The organism is Streptomyces sp. NPDC051561 (genome assembly GCF_044454195.1).
GTDB lineage: Bacteria > Actinomycetota > Actinomycetes > Streptomycetales > Streptomycetaceae > Streptomyces.
The window spans coordinates 308,708-327,857 of sequence record NZ_JBITDM010000005.1; the positions used below are offsets into that span (position 1 = coordinate 308,708).

Below are 19,150 nucleotides of genomic sequence, written 5' to 3' on the forward strand. Positions count from 1 at the left end.
GATGATTCCCACCGGGGGCACATTTCAGCCGCGATCAGCCGCCCGAGAGCACCCGGACCAGCTCGTCCGCCGTACGACAGCGGTCGAGCAGCTCCTTGACGTGGTTCCTGGTGCCCCGCAGCGGTTCCAGGGTCGGCACCCGCTGGAGCGAATCCCGGCCGGGCAGGTCGAAGATCACGGAGTCCCAGGAGGCCGCCGCGACGTCGTCCGCGTACTGCTCCAGGCAGCGGCCGCGGAAGTACGCCCTGGTGTCCTCGGGGGGCTTGGTCTCGGCCCTTTCCACGGCGCCCTCGCCCAGCAGCCGCTTCATCTTGCCGCGGGCCGCGAGGCGGTTGTAGAGCCCCTTGTCGGGTCGTACGTCCGCGTACTGGAGGTCGACCAGGTGGAGCCTGGCCGCGTCCCAGTCGAGCCCGTCACGCCGCCGGTAGCCCTCCAGGAGCTCCCGCTTGGCGATCCAGTCCAGTTCCCCGGACAGGCTCATGGGGTCGTTCTCCAGCCGGTTGAGTACGTCCTCCCAGCGGGTCAGTACGTCCTTGGTCTGGTCGTCGGCGTCCGCCCCGTACCGCTCCTCGACGTACTTCCTGGCCAGCTCGAAGTACTCCATCTGAAGCTGTACGGCGGTCAGTGAGCGCCCGCTGCGGAGGGTGACGAGGTGCTGGAGGGTCGGGTCGTGGGAGACCTGGTGGAGGGTGCGGACCGGTTGGTCCACGGCCAGGTCGACGTTGATGAAGCCGTCCTCGATCATGGAGAGGACGAGGGCGGTGGTGCCCAGCTTCAGATAGGTCGAGATCTCGGAGAGGTTCGCGTCGCCGATGATCACGTGCAGCCTGCGGTACTTCTCCGCGTCGGAGTGCGGTTCGTCCCGGGTGTTGATGATGGGCCGCTTGAGGGTGGTCTCCAGGCCGACCTCGACCTCGAAGTAGTCGGCGCGCTGGCTGATCTGGAAGCCGTGCTCGTGGCCGTCCTGGCCGATGCCGACGCGTCCCGCGCCGGTGACGACCTGGCGGGACACGAAGAACGGGGTGAGGTGGCGCACGATGTCCGAGAAGGGGGTCTCCCGCTTCATCAGGTAGTTCTCGTGCGTGCCGTAGGAGGCGCCCTTGTTGTCGGTGTTGTTCTTGTAGAGCAGGATCGGCTGGGCGCCGGGGAGTTGGGCGGCCCGCTCGGCGGCCTCGGCCATGATGCGTTCGCCGGCCTTGTCCCAGAGCACGGCGTCCATCGGGTTGGTGATCTCGGGCGAGCTGTACTCGGGGTGTGCGTGGTCGACGTACAGCCGTGCACCGTTGGTGAGGATGACATTGGCCAGGCCGATGTCCTCGTCGGTGAGCTGACTGGAGTCGGCGGCTTCGCGGGCGAGGTCGAAGCCTCGGGCGTCCCGCAGCGGGTTCTCCTCCTCGAAGTCCCAGCGGGCGCGTCGCGCCCTGTGCATCGCCGCCGCGTAGGCGTTGACGATCTGGGACGAGGTGAGCATGGCATTGGCGTTGGGGTGGCCGGGGACGGAGATTCCGTATTCCGTCTCGATGCCCATTACTCGCCGTACGGTCATGCGGCCCTCCTTGCCCGGCGGCGCCCCCGTCCTGGGGCGGCGCTCAAGTACCGCTGGTTCTGGGGTGCGTGTGCGGTGCCGTCCCCGCACTGTGCGACCCGGCGGTGGCGGTACGGAAGAGCCTAGAACGCCTTTGCGCTGGTGGGGAGATCAAATCCGTCATTGCTCTGTTGTGTGCTGAAGTCCCGCCGAATTGGCCGGAAGATCGCGTGGAAAACGAGGGGAAACGGACCGGCTGCGGATACCCCGCGGGGTATCCGCAGCCGGTCTGCGCCTTACAGGTACTGGCCGGTGTTGGCGACCGTGTCGATGGAGCGTCCGGTGTCGGCACCCTGCTTGCCGGTGACGAGCGTGCGGATGAAGACGATCCGCTCACCCTTCTTGCCGGAGATGCGGGCCCAGTCGTCCGGGTTGGTGGTGTTGGGCAGGTCCTCGTTCTCCTTGAACTCGTCCACGCAGGCCTGGAGGAGGTGGGAGACGCGGATGCCCTTCTGGTTGTGGTCGAGGAACTGCTTGATGGCCATCTTCTTGGCCCGGTCGACGATGTTCTGGATCATCGCGCCGGAGTTGAAGTCCTTGAAGTACAGGACTTCCTTGTCGCCGTTGGCGTACGTGACCTCCAGGAAGCGGTTCTCCTCGGATTCCGCGTACATCTGCTCGACGACCGACTGGATCATGCCGTGCACCGCGGCGTCCTTCGAGCCGGTGTGCTCGGTGAGGTCGTCGGAGTGCAGGGGCAGGCTCGACTTGAGGTACTTGGCGAAGATGTCCTTGGCCGCTTCGGCGTCCGGACGCTCGATCTTGATCTTCACGTCGAGTCGGCCCGGTCGCAGGATCGCGGGGTCGATCATGTCCTCGCGGTTGGAGGCGCCGATGACGATGACGTTCTCCAGGCCCTCCACGCCGTCGATCTCGGCGAGCAGCTGCGGGACGATGGTGTTCTCCACGTCCGAGCTGACACCTGATCCACGGGTGCGGAAGAGCGATTCCATTTCGTCGAAGAAGACGATGACGGGGGTGCCCTCGCTCGCCTTCTCCCGGGCACGCTGGAAGACCAGGCGGATGTGGCGCTCGGTCTCGCCGACGTACTTGTTGAGGAGCTCGGGTCCCTTGATGTTGAGGAAGTAGGACTTGCCGGCGGGCTGACCGGTGACCTCTGCGACCTTCTTGGCAAGGGAGTTGGCGACGGCCTTGGCGATGAGCGTCTTGCCGCAGCCCGGCGGGCCGTAGAGCAGGATGCCCTTCGGGGGCCGCAGTTCGTGCTCCTTGAAGAGGTCGGGGTAGAGGTAGGGCAGCTCGACCGCGTCTCGGATCAGTTCGATCTGGTTGCCCAGGCCGCCGATCTTCTCGTAGTCGACGTCCGGGACCTCTTCGAGGACGAGCTCCTCGACCTCGCTCTTCGGGATGACTTCGTAGACGTAACCGGATCGGGGCTCCAGCAGCAGGGCGTCGCCGGGGCGGATGGTGATGTCCAGCAACGGCTCGGCGAGCCTGACCACCCGTTCCTCGTCGGTGTGCCCGACCACCAGGGCCCGTTCGCCGTCCTCAAGGATTTCCTTGAGGGTGACGATGTCGCCTGCGCGCTCGTACTCCATGGCCTCGACCACATTGAGCGCTTCGTTGAGCATGAGTTCCTGGCCGCGCCGGAGCTCTTCGAGCTCGACGCTGGGGCTGACGTTGACCCGGAGTTTGCGGCCTCCGGTGAAGATGTCGGCCGTGCCGTCCTCGTTGGCCTCCAGGAACACACCGAAGCCGGCCGGCGGCTGTGCGAGCCGGTCCACTTCTTCCTTGAGGGCCACGATCTGGTCGCGGGCCTCGCGGAGTGTGTTGGCGAGCCGCTCGTTCTGGGCGGACACGCCTGCCAGGTTGGTCTGCAGCTCGACGATCCGCTCTTCGAGAATCCTCGTGTGACGCGGAGAGTCGGCGAGCTTGCGTCGCAGGACGGCGATTTCCTGCTCTAGATAGGCAACCTGTCCGGCGGGGTCCTCGGACCCTCGCGCGGGCCGGATGCCGCGGTTGATGTCGTCGTCGTGGGCTGCCACGGTCCTCACCTCCTCCAAGGGGAGCTGGACGCTTCCTGACCCTACCTGGGTAGGTGTTGGTTGAAACCCCTAGATCAAAAGACGATCGCGGAGTGTCTGATCTTCACCCTTGCGTACTCCCTCACAGAGGGGGGATACCCACCCAGCAACATCGGAAAGCGGGCGGTTGTATCGTCGAAGTGTTCAACACCCGTCAGGGCTGGCTTCAATTGGTGCATACCACGCAGGGAACGGCAGGAGATATGACCGTGCAGGAGAAGGCTCCCACCGCAGACGGCGCCCAGGTCGGGGACCCTCTTGAGGTGTGGATCGACCAGGACCTCTGCACCGGCGACGGGATCTGCGCGCAGTACGCGCCGGAGGTCTTCGAACTCGACATCGACGGTCTCGCCTATGTGAAGAGTGGTGACGACGAGTTGCTTCAGGCCCCGGGAGCGACCACTCCGGTTCCGCTGCCGCTGCTTCAGGACGTGGTGGACTCGGCGAAGGAATGCCCGGGCGACTGTATTCATGTACGTCGCGTTTCGGACAGGGTCGAGGTGTTCGGGCCGGACGCCGAGTAGGTCCGGCTGCTGGGTGTGACCGCGGTCTCAGACGCTGCGGGCTTCGGTGGTGGCGGAGCGGGTGAACTTCCCGTTCCGCCACTGCCATTTGGGCTTCTCGGTCTTGTCGGGGCAGCAGCGGGCGACCGCGTCGGAGGAGTAGCCGAGCAGGGTCGCGGTGATCGCGCCCCCGGCGACGGCGAGCTCGGTGACGTTCAGTCCCTCGCCGGGTTCGAGGAGGGTGGCCACCACGCGGTTGCCTCCGGTGAGGACGTAGATCGCGCTCGGCGGGGTGCCTATTCCGGTCTCGCAGCGGACGGCGGCGACGGTTTCCGGGTTCCGGTCGCCGTCGAGGTCGCCGGTGGCCTGCTTCAGCACAACGGGCTGGCCGGCGCGGCATTTCAGGGGGTACGTCGCCGTCTTCGCGTCCGGGGCCGGGAGCGCCCGCGCGGGGCCGGGGGCGGTCTGGGAGGCGAGGGCTGCCGCGGGCTGGAGGAGGGCGGCGCCCGCTATGACGGCGGCCGTGGCGGCGGCCGTGGCCAGCCAGTGCACCGCGCGGGGCCGGGTGTGTGCGGGGGCCGTGGGCGCGGAGGTCTGCACGCGGAGGTCTCCTGTGAGGCTGTGCCGGGTGGGGCGCCGGCGACGGGAGGGTGTCCAGCATGGTGCCACAGGGGGTGGCGGGGCGGAATGCCGGGGTGCGGGTCCGCGGGCAAAGGCTTCGTACAGGCGCGGGGGAAAGTGAAGGCGCCGCCGTCCAGTTCTCGTGTCGGTCCGGGAACTGGACGGCGGCGCCGGTCTGTTGGGGAGGCGTGCCGCGGGCTCAGCCCTGGCTGCCGCGCTCCTTGTTGGGGCCCTCGTAGTCCTCGCCGTACGAGCCCTTGGAGGGGCGGCGGCGGCGCATCGGGGGCTCCACGCCGTCGGCGAGACGGCGGGCGGTGACGAGGAAGCCGGTGTGGCCGATCATGCGGTGGTCCGGGCGGACGGCCAGGCCCTCGACGTGCCAGTTGCGGACCATCGACTCCCACGGCTGGGGTTCGGCGAAGCAGCCGATCTCGCGGATGGACTCGACGGTCCTGGCGAGCTGCGTGGTGGTGGCGACGTACGCGCAGAGGATTCCGCCGGGGACGAGCGCCTTGGAGACGGCGTCCAGGGTTTCCCAGGGGGCGAGCATGTCGAGCACGACGCGGTCGACCTCGGTGTCGGACAGGTTGTCCTGGAGGTCGCCGACAGTGAGGGTCCACGCGGGGTGCGGGCCGCCGAAGTAGCGCTCGACGTTGCCCTGCGCGATGTCCCCGAAGTCCTGCCTGCGCTCGTAGGAGTGCAGCATTCCGTGGTCGCCGATGGCGCGCAGGAGGAAGGCGCTCAGGGCGCCGGAGCCCACTCCGGCTTCGACGACGCGGGCGCCGGCGAAGATGTCGGCGAAGGCCAGGATCTGCCCCGCGTCCTTGGGGTAGACCACGGCTGCGCCGCGGGGCATGGACAGGACGTAGTCGGGGAGCAGGGGGCGGAGCGCCAGGTAGGCGACGTTCCCCGTGGTACGGACAACACTGCCCTCGGACGCCCCGATCAGCTCGTCGTGCGAGAAGGCACCCTTGTGGGTGTGGAACTGCTTCCCGGCTTCGAGCGTGAACGTGTAGTGGCGGCCCTTGGGGTCAGTCAGCTGGACCTGGTCCCCGACCTTGAAGGGCCCGCGTCGGCGGGCGGCACCGGTCGGTTCGGACATGTGACCAGCCTACCGGCTGTTTGAGGGCCTTCTCGCCGCTGGCCCGGGTGCGGGGGGCCTACTGCGGGCGGGCCATCGCCTTGACGAAGGCGCGCTCGACGTCGGCGGTGGACAGGACTCCGTAGATCTCGCCGCTCTCCTCGATGACGAGGTACTCGGTGGCGGGGGCCGCGCGGAGGCGGTCGAGGAGGGCTTCGCCGGCGAGTTCGGCGGGGATGCGCATGTCGTCGGTGAGGTCGGCGGCCAGGCCGCTGACGGCGACCCAGGGGCGGCGGTGTTCGGGCACGCCGACGATGGCGGTCTCGCGGACGACGGCGGTGGGGTTGCCGTGGCCGTCGACCACGACCAGGGCGCGGGCGCCCGCCTCGTTGGCGCGGCGGAGCGCTTCGGAGAGCGGGGTGGCGGACTCGACGGGGACGGCGCGTCGGGTGAGGGAGCGGGCGCGCAGGTCGGGGAGGTGCTGGCGCAGCCGGGCCATCCGGAGGCTGTTTCCTGCGCCGGTCCAGATGATGGCGGCGAGGATGGCGGCGAGGAGCGCGTCCAGGACCGTGTCCATGCCGGTGATGTCCTCGGTCTTGTTGCCGAGGGCGCCGGTGTGGGTGAGCAGGGGCAGTCCGATGAGGACGGCGACGGCGAGGCCGCGGCCGACCCAGGCGGCGGCGACGGTGCCGGTCATCGGGTTGCCGGTGATCTTCCAGATCACGGCGCGGAGCATCCGGCCGCCGTCCAGGGGCAGGCCGGGGAGCAGGTTGAAGGCGGCGACGATGAGGTTGGAGATCATCAGGCCGGCCAGCAGGACGCCGGGGACGGTGCCTGCGGTGACCAGGTCCATGGCGACGTAGAAGATCCCGGCCAGGGCGAGGGAGAGGAGGGGGCCGACGAAGGCGAGGACGAATTCGCGGCCCGGGGTCTCGGTCTCCTTCTCGATCTCGGAGACGCCGCCGAAGAACTGGAGCTGGATGCGCCGGACGGGGAGCTTGAAGCGGAGGGCGGCCACCGTGTGCGCGAGTTCGTGGACGAGCACGGAGGCGTAGAAGGCGACGGCGAAGAAGAGCGAGACGAGGTAGCGGGCGGCGCCGAGCTCGGGCAGCACGAGGTCGAGCTGGCCGCCGAAGACCCAGGTGATGAGGGCGGCGACGAGGAACCAGCTGGGGGCGACGTAGACGGGGACGCCGAAGGGGCGGCCCATCAGGAGGCCGCCGCCGGACCCGTCCCGGTGGCGGTCCTTGCCGGAGTTGTCCGGGGTGCGCTCGCCGGCCGGGGGTGAGGTGGTCTCTTCCGTGCCGGGCTTGGGGCGTGCGCTCTCGCCGTTCTTGTCGTCGGCGCGGCGCTCGTCGCTCTCGTCCACGGGGTCCCTTCGTTTTCGTCACACCGGTGTCGCCTGGTGCCGTTGTGCGGGGCAATGCCCTGATCATGCAGTGCGGGAGGGTCTGACGTCGATGGTAGGGGGGCTTTGTCAGTGGCTGCCCGTAGGGTCTGAGTCATGGATACGAGTACCGGTACGGCGGGGGTGGCGAGGCCGCCCACGGGGCTGTCGCCCTCCAGGGCGAGCGATTTCATGCAGTGTCCGCTGCTGTACCGGTTCCGGGTCATCGACAAGCTTCCGGAGAAGCCGAGTGAGGCTGCTACCCGGGGGACGTTGGTGCATGCCGTGCTGGAGCGGCTGTTCGACGATCCGGCGGTGGAGCGGACGGTGCCGAAGGCGCGGGCGCTGGTTCCGGGGCAGTGGGGCCGGCTGCTGGAGTCGAAGCCGGAGCTCTCGGCGCTGTTCGAGGACGATGCCGAGGGCGAGCGGCTGACGCGGTGGCTGGGGCAGGCGGAGGATCTGGTCGAGAAGTGGTTCTCGCTGGAGGATCCGACGCGGCTGGAGCCGGCCGACCGGGAGCTGTTCGTGGAGACGGAGCTGGAGTCCGGGCTTCGGCTGCGCGGGGTGATCGACCGGGTCGATGTGGCGCCGACGGGCGAGGTGCGGATCGTCGACTACAAGACGGGTAAGGCGCCGCGTCCTGAGTACGCGGAGGGCGCGCTGTTCCAGATGAAGTTCTACGCGCTGGTGATCTGGCGGTGGAAGCGGATCGTGCCGCGCAGGCTTCAGCTGGTGTATCTGGGCAGCGGCGATGTGATGACCTACGACCCGAACGAGGCGGACCTGGAGCGGATGGAGCGGAAGCTGCATTCGCTGTGGGAGGCGATCAAGGAAGCCACCGAGACGGGTGACTGGCGGCCCCGGCCCACCAAGCTGTGCGGCTGGTGCGACCATCGTGCGGTGTGTCCCGAGTTCGGCGGGACGCCGCCGGTCTATCCGCTGGAGGTACGGCCTCGCGGGGCGTCGCAGTAGCGGCAGGGCAGAATGGGGCCGGTCTAGGGAAGAGGAGATCACGTGGCTATCCGCGTCCTGCTGGTGGACGACCAGCCGCTGCTGCGTACCGGGTTCCGGATGATTCTGGAGGCCGAGCAGGACCTTGCGGTCGTCGGTGAGGCCGGGGACGGTCTGCAGGCGCTCGATCAGGTGCGGGCGTTGCAGCCCGATGTGGTGTTGATGGACATCCGGATGCCGCGGATGGACGGGGTCGAGGCGACCCGTCAGATCACCGGCCCGGGTCGGGACGGTCCGGCGAAGGTGCTGGTGCTGACCACGTTCGACCTGGATGAGTACGTGGTCGAGGCCCTGCGGGCGGGGGCCAGTGGGTTCCTGCTGAAGGATGCGCCGGCGCATGAGCTGGTGCAGGCGATCCGGGTGGTGGCGGCGGGTGAGGCGATGCTCGCGCCGAGCATTACGCGCCGGTTGCTGGACAAGTACGCGGACCATCTGCCGTCCGGCGAGGACGAGGTGCCGGACACCCTGCACACGCTGACCGAGCGTGAGGTGGAGGTGCTGAAGCTGGTCGCGCGCGGGCTGTCGAACGCGGAGATCGCCGCGGACCTGTTCGTGAGCGAGACCACGGTGAAGACGCATGTGGGTCATGTGCTGACGAAGCTGGGGCTGCGCGACCGGGTGCAGGCCGCGGTCTACGCGTACGAGAGCGGTCTGGTGCGGCCGGGCGCCCAGTAGGCGCACCGGACGGACATGAGTGTGGGGCCCCGCCGGGTTGTCGGCGGGGCCCCACACTCATGTCGCGGTGGTTTCGGTCAGCTCTTGCTGATCTCCCAGAAGCGGAAGACCGTCGAGGTGTCCAGGGTCCATTCCAGGCCCGAGATGTTGTTGTGGGCGACGGCGTACTGCTTGCCCTGCCACAGCGGGAGGATCGGGACGTCGTCGGCGACCAGGTCCTGGAGCCGGCCGAAGTCCTCGGCGGTGGCGCTGCGGTCGGCGGATGCCGCGGTCCCGGGGATGATCCGGTCGGTGATCTCGCTGTTCTCGTACCCGTTGGACAGCACGTTGCCCTTGCCGAAGAACGGCTGGGTGAAGTTGTCGGCGTCCGGGTAGTCGGGGACCCAGCCCTTGACGTAGACCCCGTACTTGCCGGCGGCGATGTCCTTCTCGTACTGCTCCTGGTCGACGGACTTCACGTCGGCCTGGAAGAGTCCGCTGCGGTTGAGCTGCTGGGCGAGGGCCTTGAACTCCTCGACGGTGGCGGGTCCGTAGCGGGCGGGGGTGGCCCACAGGGTGAGCTTGACCTTGCCCTTGATGCCGTCCGCGCGCAGTGCCTGACGGGCCTTCGCGGGCTGGGGGCTGCCGCCGTACTTGTTGAAGAAGGCGGTGTTGTGGCCGGTGATGCCCGCGGGGACGATCGAGTAGAGCGGGGTGGCGGTGGACCGGTAGACGTCGCGGACCAGGGCGCCGCGGTCGACGAGGTAGGCGATGGCCCGGCGCACGCCGAGCTTGCCTGCCACCGGGTCCTTCATGTTGAAGACCAGGTGGTGGACCTCGGCGCTGCTGCCCTCGACGGGGGCGACGGGCTTGTCGCCGCTGAGGGAGGCGGCTTCGGTGTCGGCGATGTCCTTGGCGGCGAGTCCTCGGTAGGCGAGGTCGATGCTGCCGTTCTTCAGGGACTGGGCCAGTGCCTTCTGGTCGTTGTGGAAGAGCCTGAGGGTCATACCGGTGTTCTTGATCTTGGCGTCGCCCCGGTAACCGTCGTTGACGGCGAAGACGGCCTTCTCCTGGTCGAAGGATTCGAGCCGGTAGGGGCCCGAGCCGACGGCCTTGTTGTCGGTGCGCAGCTTGTCCGCCGGGTAGGCGGTGCGGTCGACGATCGCACCGGCGCCGGAGGCGATCTTGCTGGGGAAGGTGGAGTCCGGGACCTTGAGGCGGAAGACGACGTTCCTGTCGTCCGGGGTCTCGATGCTCCGGATCGACGACAGCATGACGGACGGGCCGGCCTTGTCGTTGATCCGCATGGTGCGCTCGAAGGAGTACTTGACGTCCTGCGAGGTGAGCGCGTGACCGTTGCTGAAGGCGAGGCCGTCGCGCAAGGTGCACCGGTAGACGGTGCTGCCGTCGTCGAAGGCGCAGCTCTGGGCGGCGTCCGGTTCCGGCTGGGAGCCGCCCTTGGGGAAGGCCATCAACGACTGGAAGACGTTGTTGAACAGCAGCCAGGAGCCGGGGTCGTAGCCGGAGGCCGGGTCGGTCGCCTTGATTTCGTCGGACATGCCCATGGTGACGGGCTGTCCGGTTCCGGCGGTCGGTTCTGCCCCGCCGCCTGCGGAGGTGCCGCAGCCGACGAGGAGACCGGCGGAGAGTCCGGCTGCGAGGGGGGTGGTCAGCCAAGACTTACGTATCTGCACGGGGTGCTTCACACTTTCCGGGTTGAACGTCGTGCGTCGTGGGGGGCCTGGTGGGGGATCAGGCGACGCCGCGACCGAGCTCCCACAGCTGAAGGTCGGCGGCGAAGTTGACCGCCCATTCGGTGCCGGTGATGTCACTGCGGGCGGCGAGGTACTGCTTGCCCTGCCACAGCGGGAGTACGGGTACGTCCTCGGCGACGATGTCCTGCATCTGCTCGAAGGCCGGGATGGCCGCGCCCCGGTCGGCCTTGCCGCGCGACTGGGGGATGAGGGTGTCGCGGACTTCCTTGTTGACGTACGGGGTCTGCAGGAAGTTGTCCTCGTCCAGGAACGGCGCGATGTAGTTGTCGCCGTCCGCGAAGTCGGGGAACCAGCCCATGCCGTAGACGGCGTACTTGCCGTCGCGCTGCTCGCCGGTGAAGGCGCTCCACTTGGTGCCCTTGAGGCTGACGTCGAAGAGGCCGGAGGCGTTCAGCTGCTTCTGCAGCACCTCGAACTCCTTCTTGGTGACCGCGCCGTAGTGGTCGGTCGTGTAGTCGAGCGTCAGCTTGACGGGGCGGCGGATACCGGCGCCGGCCAGCAGGTTCTTGGCCTTCTTCACGTCCGGTGCGGGGTACTTGTTGAAGAAGGAGTTCTTGTGCCCGGTGATGCTCGTGGGGATCAGCGAGTACAGCGGCGCGGCGGTGCTGCCGTAGACCTGGCTGACCAGCTCGGCGCGGTTGATGACGGTGGCCATCGCCTGGCGCACGGCCTTCTTTCCGACCACGGGGTCGGAGGTGTGGAAGCCGAGGTAGCGGATCTCCAGGCCGGGCAGCTCGACCAGCTTGATGGCCTGGTCCTGCGACGTGGACATCTTGCTGATCTGCTCGGGGGCCAGGGTGCGGGAGATCACGTCGATCTCACCGTCGCGCAGGGCCTTCTCCAGGGCCTGCGAGTCGGGGAAGGAGCGGATCTCGACCTTGTCGTTCTGGAGCTTCACGTCACCCTTGTAGCTCGGGTTCTTGGTGAAGACCGCCTTGGTGGCGGTGTCGCCCTTGGCATCGATGTCGACGGTGTAGGGGCCGGAGCCGGTCACGTCGAAGCCCGCCCGCACCTTCTTGGCGGCGTAGTTGGCCTCGTTCACGATGGAGGCGGCGGGGGTGGCCAGTTTGTACGGGAAGGTGGCGTCGGCGGACTTGAGGTGGAAGACCACCTCGTTGTCGCCCTTGGCCTCGACGAGGTCGATGTTGGTGAGCAGACCCTTGGGCCCGTTGTCGTCATTGATCGCCACGACGCGCTCGATGGAGAACTTGACGTCGGCGGCGCTCATCGCCTTGCCGTCGGAGAACTTCAGGCCGCTGCGCAGCTTGCAGCGGTAGCTGGTGTTCCTGGTGTCGGTGAAGCCGCAGCTCTCGGCGGCCTCGGGCACCGGTGCGCCGCCGCCGCGCGGGACGCGCAGCAGGGTCTGCAGGGTCTGCCGCATGACGTTCCAGGACGCGGTGTCGTAGGCGAACGCCGGGTCGAAGGGGGCCGGTCCGTCCTTGGTCGCGACGAACTGGTCCGTGGTGCCCACGACGATGGCCTTACCTGCCCCGTCCTGACTGTCCGCCTCGCCGCCGCATGCGGCGAGTATCGGAGCGAGCAGGCAGACAGCTGCGGGCAGCACCCATGTCTTGCGGTTCATCCTGGACGTTCTCCCTCAACCGGCGATGCGATGCAGTCGCGTACGAACACTTCGCCGTTATCCGCCGGTTGACGACGTGCAGATCGGGCCGGTTACCGAACCACGGGAAGGTGCGGCGAAGTTCTCGCGTTGAGATTAGTGCGCATTGCCGGGCATCGGGCAGCCGTGCACGGTGCAAGCCGACGCGCCGGGTCCGAGAATCTTTCGTACACCTCTTCACCAATCCGGACACATGGGCACACAAAATTGCCCGCCGACCTGGTTTCTTGCCTTCTTGCCCAGGTATCGGCGGGCCCGCCCGTGACGAAGGTCACTCGATGAATACATTTACGGTGGCGTGAATTCCTCAATAGGGAATCTCACGCAAACCGCATGACCCGCTGCCCTGTGTTTCCTTCTATTCAGGAGGCCACGCAGTGTGCACGCGTCAGTGCATTCCCGTGATGAGCTTCCGGAGAAATGCGAGATCGACTTCTTCGAGTGAGCCGACGACCACGCGTCCGTCGGCGGCGGCGATCGGTGCCACGGAGGGGACGGCCACCACCCGGCAGCCCGCCGCCTCGGCCGAGGCCACGCCGGTCGCGGTGTCCTCGATCACCGCGCATCTCACCGGATCGGCGCCGAGCCTGCGCGCCGCGTGCAGATAGGGGTCGGGGTGCGGCTTGGTGCGGGAGACCTCGTCGCCCGCGACGGTGAAGTGGAAGGTGCCGGTGCCGAACGATTCGAGGATGCGGTCGATGATGCGCCGGTGCGAGGCGGAGACGAGTGCCATCGGGATGTCGTACGTCCGCAACTCGGCCAGCAGCCGCGCGGCGCCCGGCATCAGCGGCACCCCCCGTCCGATGCGCGCCTCGAAGCTGTCGTTGAGCAGGACGGTCAGCTCGGGGAGGGTGATGTCGGCGCCGGTGGACTCGATGAGGAAGCCCGCGCTGCGGGTCATCGGGCCGCCGACGACCACCTCCCGCCAGGATTCGTCGAGTTGGTGGCCGAGGCCGGCGAAGACCTCCTTCTCGGCGTCCCACCAGAAGCCCTCGGTGTCGACCAGGGTGCCGTCCATGTCGAGGAAGACCGCCTGGAGGGCCGAGTCTTCGGCGGTGATTGTCGTGGGCGCGGGGACCGTACTTGTCATCCGGCACTCCTCCTGGGGGACGAGAAGGCCGGCTGCTCCCCCTGGAGTGGAGAGGGCAACCGGCCTGCACTGGGCCGACCAGTGTACGTCCGGCCCGGTGAACGCGCGTTCCTGTATTGCCGCGTCCGGGTGAACGGGAGCGGAAGAGGGCGTCGGGACGCCCCCCGACCCCGCGCTACCGCGCGTTGAAGTACTTCGCCTCCGGGTGGTGGATGACGATCGCGTCGGTGGACTGCTCCGGGTGGAGCTGGAACTCCTCGGAGAGGTGCACGCCGATCCGCTCGGGCCGGAGCAGGTCGGCGATCTTCGCCCGGTCCTCCAGGTTGGGGCAGGCGCCGTAACCGAGCGAGAAGCGGGCGCCGCGGTACTTCAGGTCGAACATGTCGGCCACGTCGCTGGGGTCCTCGCCCGCGAAGCCGAGCTCGGAGCGGACCCTGGCGTGCCAGTACTCGGCCATGGCTTCCGCCAGCTGGACGGAGAGGCCGTGCAGTTCGAGGTAGTCGCGGTAGGAGTTGGCCTCGAAGAGCTTGGCGGTCTCCTCGCCGATCCTGGAGCCGACGGTGACGACCTGGAGGCCGACCACGTCCACCTCGCCGGATTCCTCCGGGCGGAAGAAGTCGGCCAGGCACAGACGGCGGCCGCGGCGCTGGCGCGGGAAGGAGAAGCGGGTGCGCTCGGAGCCGTCGTCGTTGAGCAGGATCAGGTCGTCGCCCTTGGAGACACAGGGGAAGTAGCCGTACACGACGGCCGCTTCGAGGAGACCCTCGGTGTGCAGCTTGTCGAGCCAGCCGCGCAGGTGCGGGCGGCCCTCGGTCTCCACCAGCTCCTCGTAGGTCGGTCCGCCCTTGCGGGCTTCCTTCAGGCCCCACTGCCCCTTGAACAGTGCGCCCTCGTCCAGCCAGGAGGAGTACTCCTTGAGACCGATGCCCTTGATGACACGGGTGCCCCAGAAGGGAGGCTCGGGGATCCGGTTGTCGGTGGCGGTGTCGGAGCGCACCGAGCCCTCGGGCTCCTGCACCTCCAGGACCGCCGCGTTCTCCCGCTTGGGGACGCGGCGCTGCTTGAGCTCGGGGAGCTTGGCACCGGGCACTCCGCGCTTGACGCCGATCAGGGCGTCCATCAGGCGCAGCCCCTCGAACGCGTCGCGGGCGTACCGTACTTCGCCCTCGTAGATCTCGTGCAGGTCCTGCTCGACGTACGCCCGGGTGAGCGCGGCGCCACCCAGGATGACCGGGAAGTCGGCGGCCATCTTGCGCTGGTTGAGCTCCTCCAGGTTCTCCTTCATGATCACCGTCGACTTGACGAGGAGGCCGGACATGCCGATGACGTCGGCCCGGTGCTCCTCGGCGGCTTCCAGGATCGCGGAGACGGGCTGCTTGATGCCCAGGTTGACCACGTTGTAGCCGTTGTTGGAGAGGATGATGTCGACGAGGTTCTTGCCGATGTCGTGGACGTCGCCGCGGACGGTGGCCAGCACGATGGTGCCCTTGCCGTCGTCGTCCGACTTCTCCATGTGCGGCTCCAGGTAGGCCACCGCGGTCTTCATGACCTCGGCGGACTGGAGCACGAACGGCAGCTGCATCTGGCCGGAACCGAACAGCTCGCCGACCACCTTCATGCCTTCGAGCAGGGTGTTGTTGACGATGTCGAGGGCGGGGGTGTCGGCGAGGGCCTCTTCGAGGTCTGCCTCCAGGCCGTTCTTCTCGCCGTCGATGATGCGGCGCTGGAGGCGCTCGTCCAGCGGCAGCGCGAGGAGTTCCTCGGCGCGGCCGGCCTTCATCGACTTCATGTTGACGCCCTCGAAGAGCTCCATGAGCTTCTGCAGGGGGTCGTAGCCCTCGGCGCGGCGGTCGTGAATGAGGTCGAGGGCGACCTTGACCTGCTCCTCCTCCAGCCGGGCGATCGGCAGGATCTTGGAGGCGTGCACGATCGCGGAGTCGAGTCCGGCCTTGACGCACTCGTCGAGGAAGACGGAGTTGAGGATGACGCGGGCGGCCGGGTTGAGGCCGAAGGAGATGTTGGAGAGGCCCAGCGTGGTCTGGACGTCGGGGTGGCGCTTCTTGAGTTCGCGGATGGCGCCGATGGTGGCGATGCCGTCCTTGCGGGACTCCTCCTGGCCGGTGCAGATGGTGAAGGTGAGGACGTCGATGAGGATGTCCGACTCCTGCACCCCCCAGTTGCCGGTGAGGTCCGCGATCAGGCGCTCGGCGATGGCGACCTTGTGCTCGACGGTGCGGGCCTGGCCCTCCTCGTCGATGGTCAGCGCGATCAGGGCCGCGCCGTGCTCGGCGGCCAGCGCGGTGACCTGCTGGAAGCGGGACTCGGGGCCGTCGCCGTCCTCGTAGTTGACCGAGTTGATGACGGCGCGCCCGCCGAGCTTCTCCAACCCGGCCTTCAGGACCGGGAGTTCGGTGGAGTCCAGGACGATGGGGAGGGTGGAGGCGGTGGCGAAGCGGCCCGCCAGTTCCTTCATGTCGGCGACGCCGTCGCGGCCCACGTAGTCGACGCAGAGGTCGAGCATGTGGGCGCCCTCGCGGATCTGGTCGCGGGCCATCTCCACACAGTCGTCCCAGCGGCCGTCCAGCATGGCCTCGCGGAACTTCTTCGAGCCGTTAGCGTTCGTCCGCTCACCGATGGCGAGGTACGAGGTGTCCTGGCGGAACGGCATGGTCTGGTAGAGCGAGGCGGCGCCGGGCTCGGGGCGCGGCTCGCGCACCGCCGGGGTCAGGCCGCGGGCACGGTCGACGACCTGGCGCAGGTGCTCGGGCGTGGTGCCGCAGCACCCGCCGATCAGGGAGAGGCCGTAGTCGTTGACGAAGGCTTCCTGGGCGTCTGCGAGGCCTTCGGGGCCGAGCGGGAAATGGGCGCCGTCCTTGGTGAGGACCGGCAGGCCCGCGTTCGGCATGCACATCAGCGGGGTGCGGGAGTGGCGGGCCAGATAGCGCAGGTGCTCGCTCATCTCGGCGGGGCCGGTCGAGCAGTTGAGGCCGATGAGGTCGATGCCGAGGGGTTCCAGGGCGGTGAGCGCGGCGCCGATCTCGGAGCCGAGCAGCATCACGCCGGTGGTCTCGAAGGCCAGCGAACAGATCAGCGGCACCTCGAAGCCGAGCGCGTCCATGGCGCGGCGGGCGCCGATCAGGCTGGACTTGGTCTGCAGCAGGTCCTGAGTGGTCTCGACGATCAGGGCGTCGGCGCCGCCGGCGAGGAGGCCCTCGGCGTTCTGCTGGTAGCCGTCGCGCAGCACGTCGTACGCGATGTGGCCGAGCGAGGGCAGCTTGGTGCCGGGACCGATGGAGCCGAGCACCCAGCGCTGGCGGCCGTCGGTGGCGGTGAACTCGTCGGCGACCTCGCGGGCGATGCGGGCGCCGGACTCGGAGAGCTCGACGATGCGGTCCGCGATGTCGTACTCGTTGGCGGCGGAGTGGTTGGCGCCGAAGGTGTTGGTCTCGACGCAGTCGACGCCGACCGCGAAGTACTCCTTGTGCACGTTGCGGACGATGTCCGGGCGCGTCAGGTTGAGGATCTCGTTGCAGCCTTCGAGGTCCTGAAAATCTTCGAGGGTGGGGTCCTGTGCCTGGAGCATGGTGCCCATCGCGCCGTCGGCGACCACTACGCGGGAGGCGAGCGCCTCGCGGAGGGCGGTGGCTCGGGTGCGGGCATCGGGCGTGGGGTTCGGCAACGAGGCCATGGAAGTGCTCCCAGGGTTGCGACGGCTGTCGGCTTTGCGCGGGCCCAGGTGGCCCGTGCACCCGGTCAGGGTAACGGGGCCGGTCGGGGATGTGTGCAGGTGTCCCGCAGGGCGGACGGCGCTGCGGCGCGGGCGGTGGTGGGGTCGCGGAAGGGGATACGGCCGGATACCTCCGGTGACAGGGGTCGACATCGGCCGATACTGTTCAGCATTGCCGAACTCGTTGGTTTGTCTGCACCAACGAACCACACAAACGTCGAATCCCAGTGGAGGTGATCGGGCGATGGCTCGCAACATCCAGTCGCTGGAACGCGCGGCTGCCATGCTGCGGCTGCTCGCGGGCGGTGAGCGCCGGCTCGGGCTGTCGGAGGTGGCCTCCGCGCTGGACCTGGCCAAGGGCACCGCGCACGGCATCCTGCGCACCCTGCAGCACGAGGGCTTCGTGGAGCAGGACCCCACGTCGGGCCGCTACCAGCTGGGCGCCGAGCTGCTGCGCCTGGGCAACAGCTATCTGGATGTGCACGAGCTGCGGGCCCGCGCCCTGGTCTGGACGGACGATCTGGCCCGCTCCAGCGGGGAGAGCGCCTATCTGGGCGTACTGCACCAGCAGGGCGTACTGATCGTGCACCACGTCTTCCGCCCGGACGACAGCCGCCAGGTGCTTGAGGTGGGGGCGATGCAGCCGCTGCACAGCACCGCGCTGGGCAAGGTGCTGTGCGCGTACGACCCGGTGGCGCTGGCCGAGGCGCTGGACGCCCCCGTCGCGCCCGAGTCCTTCACCTCGCGCACCGTGACCTCCCCGCTGGACTTCGAGGGGGTGCTCGACCTCACCCGGGCCCGCGGCTGGGCCAGTGACGTGGAGGAGACCTGGGAGGGCGTGGCCTCGATCGCCGCCCCGATCCACGATCGCCGGCGGATGCCGGTGGGCGCGGTGGGCATCGCCGGCGCGGTCGAACGGATCTGCCCCGACGGGGAGTTGAAGCCCGAACTGGTCGCCGCGGTACGGGACTGCGCACGGGCCGTCTCGCGGGACCTGGGCGCCGGGCGGTTCTGAAGCCGCCCGAGTGGCGGTGGGACCGGAATCACAGAACCCTTGACTCACTGGTAACGGAGGTGAAAACTGCCGTTCACCGGTCGGCATTGTCGAACACCTAACGGCAATACGAGTTAGAGTGTGACAACGCCAGGAACCGGCTGGGGCTCTCAACGAGAGTTCTGAACCTGGACGAAGGACAAAGGAGTCGCGGGTGTCCAGCCTCGACATCTTCACCGGCGAGACCATCGGTACCGCCGTACTCATACTGCTGGGCGGTGGCGTCTGCGCCGCCGTCACGCTCAAGCGCTCGAAGGCGTTCAACGCCGGATGGCTCGCCGTCACCTTCGGGTGGGGCTTCGCCGTACTGACCGGTGCGTATATCTCCGGCGGGCTCTCCGGCGCCCACCTGAACCCGGCGGTCACCGTCGGTCTGGCCGTCAAGGGCACCATCACCTGGGGTCAGGTGCCGACGTACTTCGCCGGTCAGATACTCGGCGCCATGATCGGTGCGCTGCTGGTCTGGGCGTCGTACGCCGGACAGTTCCGCGCCCACCTCACGGACCCGGAGATCCTCGCGGCACAGCCGGCCGAGGACGGCATGGTCGACCAGAAGACGGCTCCCAAGGCCGGCCCGGTCCTCGGTGTCTTCTCCACCGGCCCCGAGATCCGCAACGTCGCGCAGAACCTGACCACCGAGATCATCGCCACCGCGGTGCTGGTCCTGGCGATCCTCACCCAGTCGACCATCGGCGGCGTCTCCCCCGACGACCCCAAGGGTCCGGGCGTGATGGGCGCGATGATCACCGCCTTCGTCGTCGTCAGCCTCGGCCTCTCGCTGGGCGGTCCGACCGGGTACGCCATCAACCCGGTCCGTGACCTGGGTCCGCGCATCGTGCACGCACTGCTCCCGCTGCCCAACAAGGGCGGTTCCGACTGGGGCTACGCCTGGATCCCGGTGGTCGGCCCGCTGATCGGTGGCGCCCTCGCGGGCGGCATCTACCAGCTCGCCTTCGCCTAGAGACGTCCGCGGCGGAGCCGTCCGCGCCGCAGAGCCGT

Annotated in this window: 14 protein-coding genes; 5 read left to right on the plus strand and 9 right to left on the minus strand. The window is 68.4% G+C overall.

From position 1 onward, the window contains the following. Positions 1–34: 34 nt before the first annotated feature. Together dop and arc are read right to left on the minus strand one after the other, a co-directional pair. Positions 35–1,546, minus strand: coding sequence for a depupylase/deamidase Dop (gene dop / locus ACIA73_RS14900; RefSeq protein WP_399438862.1), 1,512 nt, complete (start codon positions 1,544–1,546; stop codon positions 35–37). A 275-nt stretch (positions 1,547–1,821) separates the two neighbouring features. After that, on the minus strand, positions 1,822–3,588 hold the full coding sequence (arc, locus tag ACIA73_RS14905; protein ID WP_399438863.1) for a proteasome ATPase: 1,767 nt from the start codon (positions 3,586–3,588) through the stop codon (positions 1,822–1,824). A gap of 242 nt (positions 3,589–3,830) precedes the next feature. Between arc and ACIA73_RS14910 the strand changes: the two genes are divergently transcribed. Beyond that, positions 3,831–4,151, plus strand: a complete 321-nt coding sequence (locus ACIA73_RS14910; protein ID WP_399438864.1) for a ferredoxin — start codon at positions 3,831–3,833, stop codon at positions 4,149–4,151. A gap of 27 nt (positions 4,152–4,178) precedes the next feature. Here ACIA73_RS14910 and ACIA73_RS14915 read toward each other — a convergent pair whose 3' ends face one another. From ACIA73_RS14915 to ACIA73_RS14925, 3 genes are all read right to left on the minus strand, one after another. Beyond that, positions 4,179–4,730, minus strand: a complete 552-nt coding sequence (locus ACIA73_RS14915) for a hypothetical protein (RefSeq protein WP_399438865.1) — start codon at positions 4,728–4,730, stop codon at positions 4,179–4,181. Between the two features lie 220 nt (positions 4,731–4,950). Further along, positions 4,951–5,853: a tRNA (adenine-N1)-methyltransferase gene (locus ACIA73_RS14920; protein WP_399438866.1), complete on the minus strand. Its 903-nt coding sequence runs from the start codon at positions 5,851–5,853 to the stop codon at positions 4,951–4,953. A 58-nt stretch (positions 5,854–5,911) separates the two neighbouring features. Beyond that, positions 5,912–7,201: a site-2 protease family protein gene (locus tag ACIA73_RS14925; protein WP_399438867.1), complete on the minus strand. Its 1,290-nt coding sequence runs from the start codon at positions 7,199–7,201 to the stop codon at positions 5,912–5,914. Between the two features lie 135 nt (positions 7,202–7,336). Between ACIA73_RS14925 and ACIA73_RS14930 the strand changes: the two genes are divergently transcribed. Together ACIA73_RS14930 and ACIA73_RS14935 are read left to right on the plus strand one after the other, a co-directional pair. Continuing rightward, positions 7,337–8,191: a RecB family exonuclease gene (locus tag ACIA73_RS14930; RefSeq protein WP_399438868.1), complete on the plus strand. Its 855-nt coding sequence runs from the start codon at positions 7,337–7,339 to the stop codon at positions 8,189–8,191. Between the two features lie 42 nt (positions 8,192–8,233). Beyond that, positions 8,234–8,905: a response regulator gene (locus tag ACIA73_RS14935; protein ID WP_384358208.1), complete on the plus strand. Its 672-nt coding sequence runs from the start codon at positions 8,234–8,236 to the stop codon at positions 8,903–8,905. A gap of 77 nt (positions 8,906–8,982) precedes the next feature. Here ACIA73_RS14935 and ACIA73_RS14940 read toward each other — a convergent pair whose 3' ends face one another. From ACIA73_RS14940 to metH, 4 genes are all read right to left on the minus strand, one after another. After that, a complete protein-coding gene (locus tag ACIA73_RS14940; RefSeq protein ID WP_399438869.1) occupies positions 8,983–10,578 on the minus strand; it encodes an ABC transporter substrate-binding protein in 1,596 nt (531 codons plus the stop codon). Positions 10,579–10,636: 58 nt separating this feature from the next. Then, positions 10,637–12,241 (minus strand): ABC transporter substrate-binding protein, encoded by a 1,605-nt coding sequence (locus ACIA73_RS14945; RefSeq protein WP_399438870.1) that lies wholly within the window; start codon positions 12,239–12,241, stop codon positions 10,637–10,639. A 427-nt stretch (positions 12,242–12,668) separates the two neighbouring features. Beyond that, complete coding sequence (locus tag ACIA73_RS14950) at positions 12,669–13,370, minus strand: HAD family hydrolase (RefSeq protein ID WP_399438871.1); 702 nt, start codon at positions 13,368–13,370, stop codon at positions 12,669–12,671. A 175-nt stretch (positions 13,371–13,545) separates the two neighbouring features. After that, a complete protein-coding gene (gene metH, locus ACIA73_RS14955; protein WP_399438872.1) occupies positions 13,546–17,058 on the minus strand; it encodes a methionine synthase in 3,513 nt (1,170 codons plus the stop codon). 283 nt (positions 17,059–17,341) lie between these two features. On the opposite strand from metH, the gene ACIA73_RS14960 reads away from it, so the two are divergent. Continuing rightward, a complete protein-coding gene (locus ACIA73_RS14960) occupies positions 17,342–18,112 on the plus strand; it encodes an IclR family transcriptional regulator (protein WP_399438873.1) in 771 nt (256 codons plus the stop codon). A 193-nt stretch (positions 18,113–18,305) separates the two neighbouring features. Next, a complete protein-coding gene (locus tag ACIA73_RS14965) occupies positions 18,306–19,112 on the plus strand; it encodes an MIP/aquaporin family protein (protein ID WP_399438874.1) in 807 nt (268 codons plus the stop codon). Positions 19,113–19,150 lie beyond the last annotated feature (38 nt).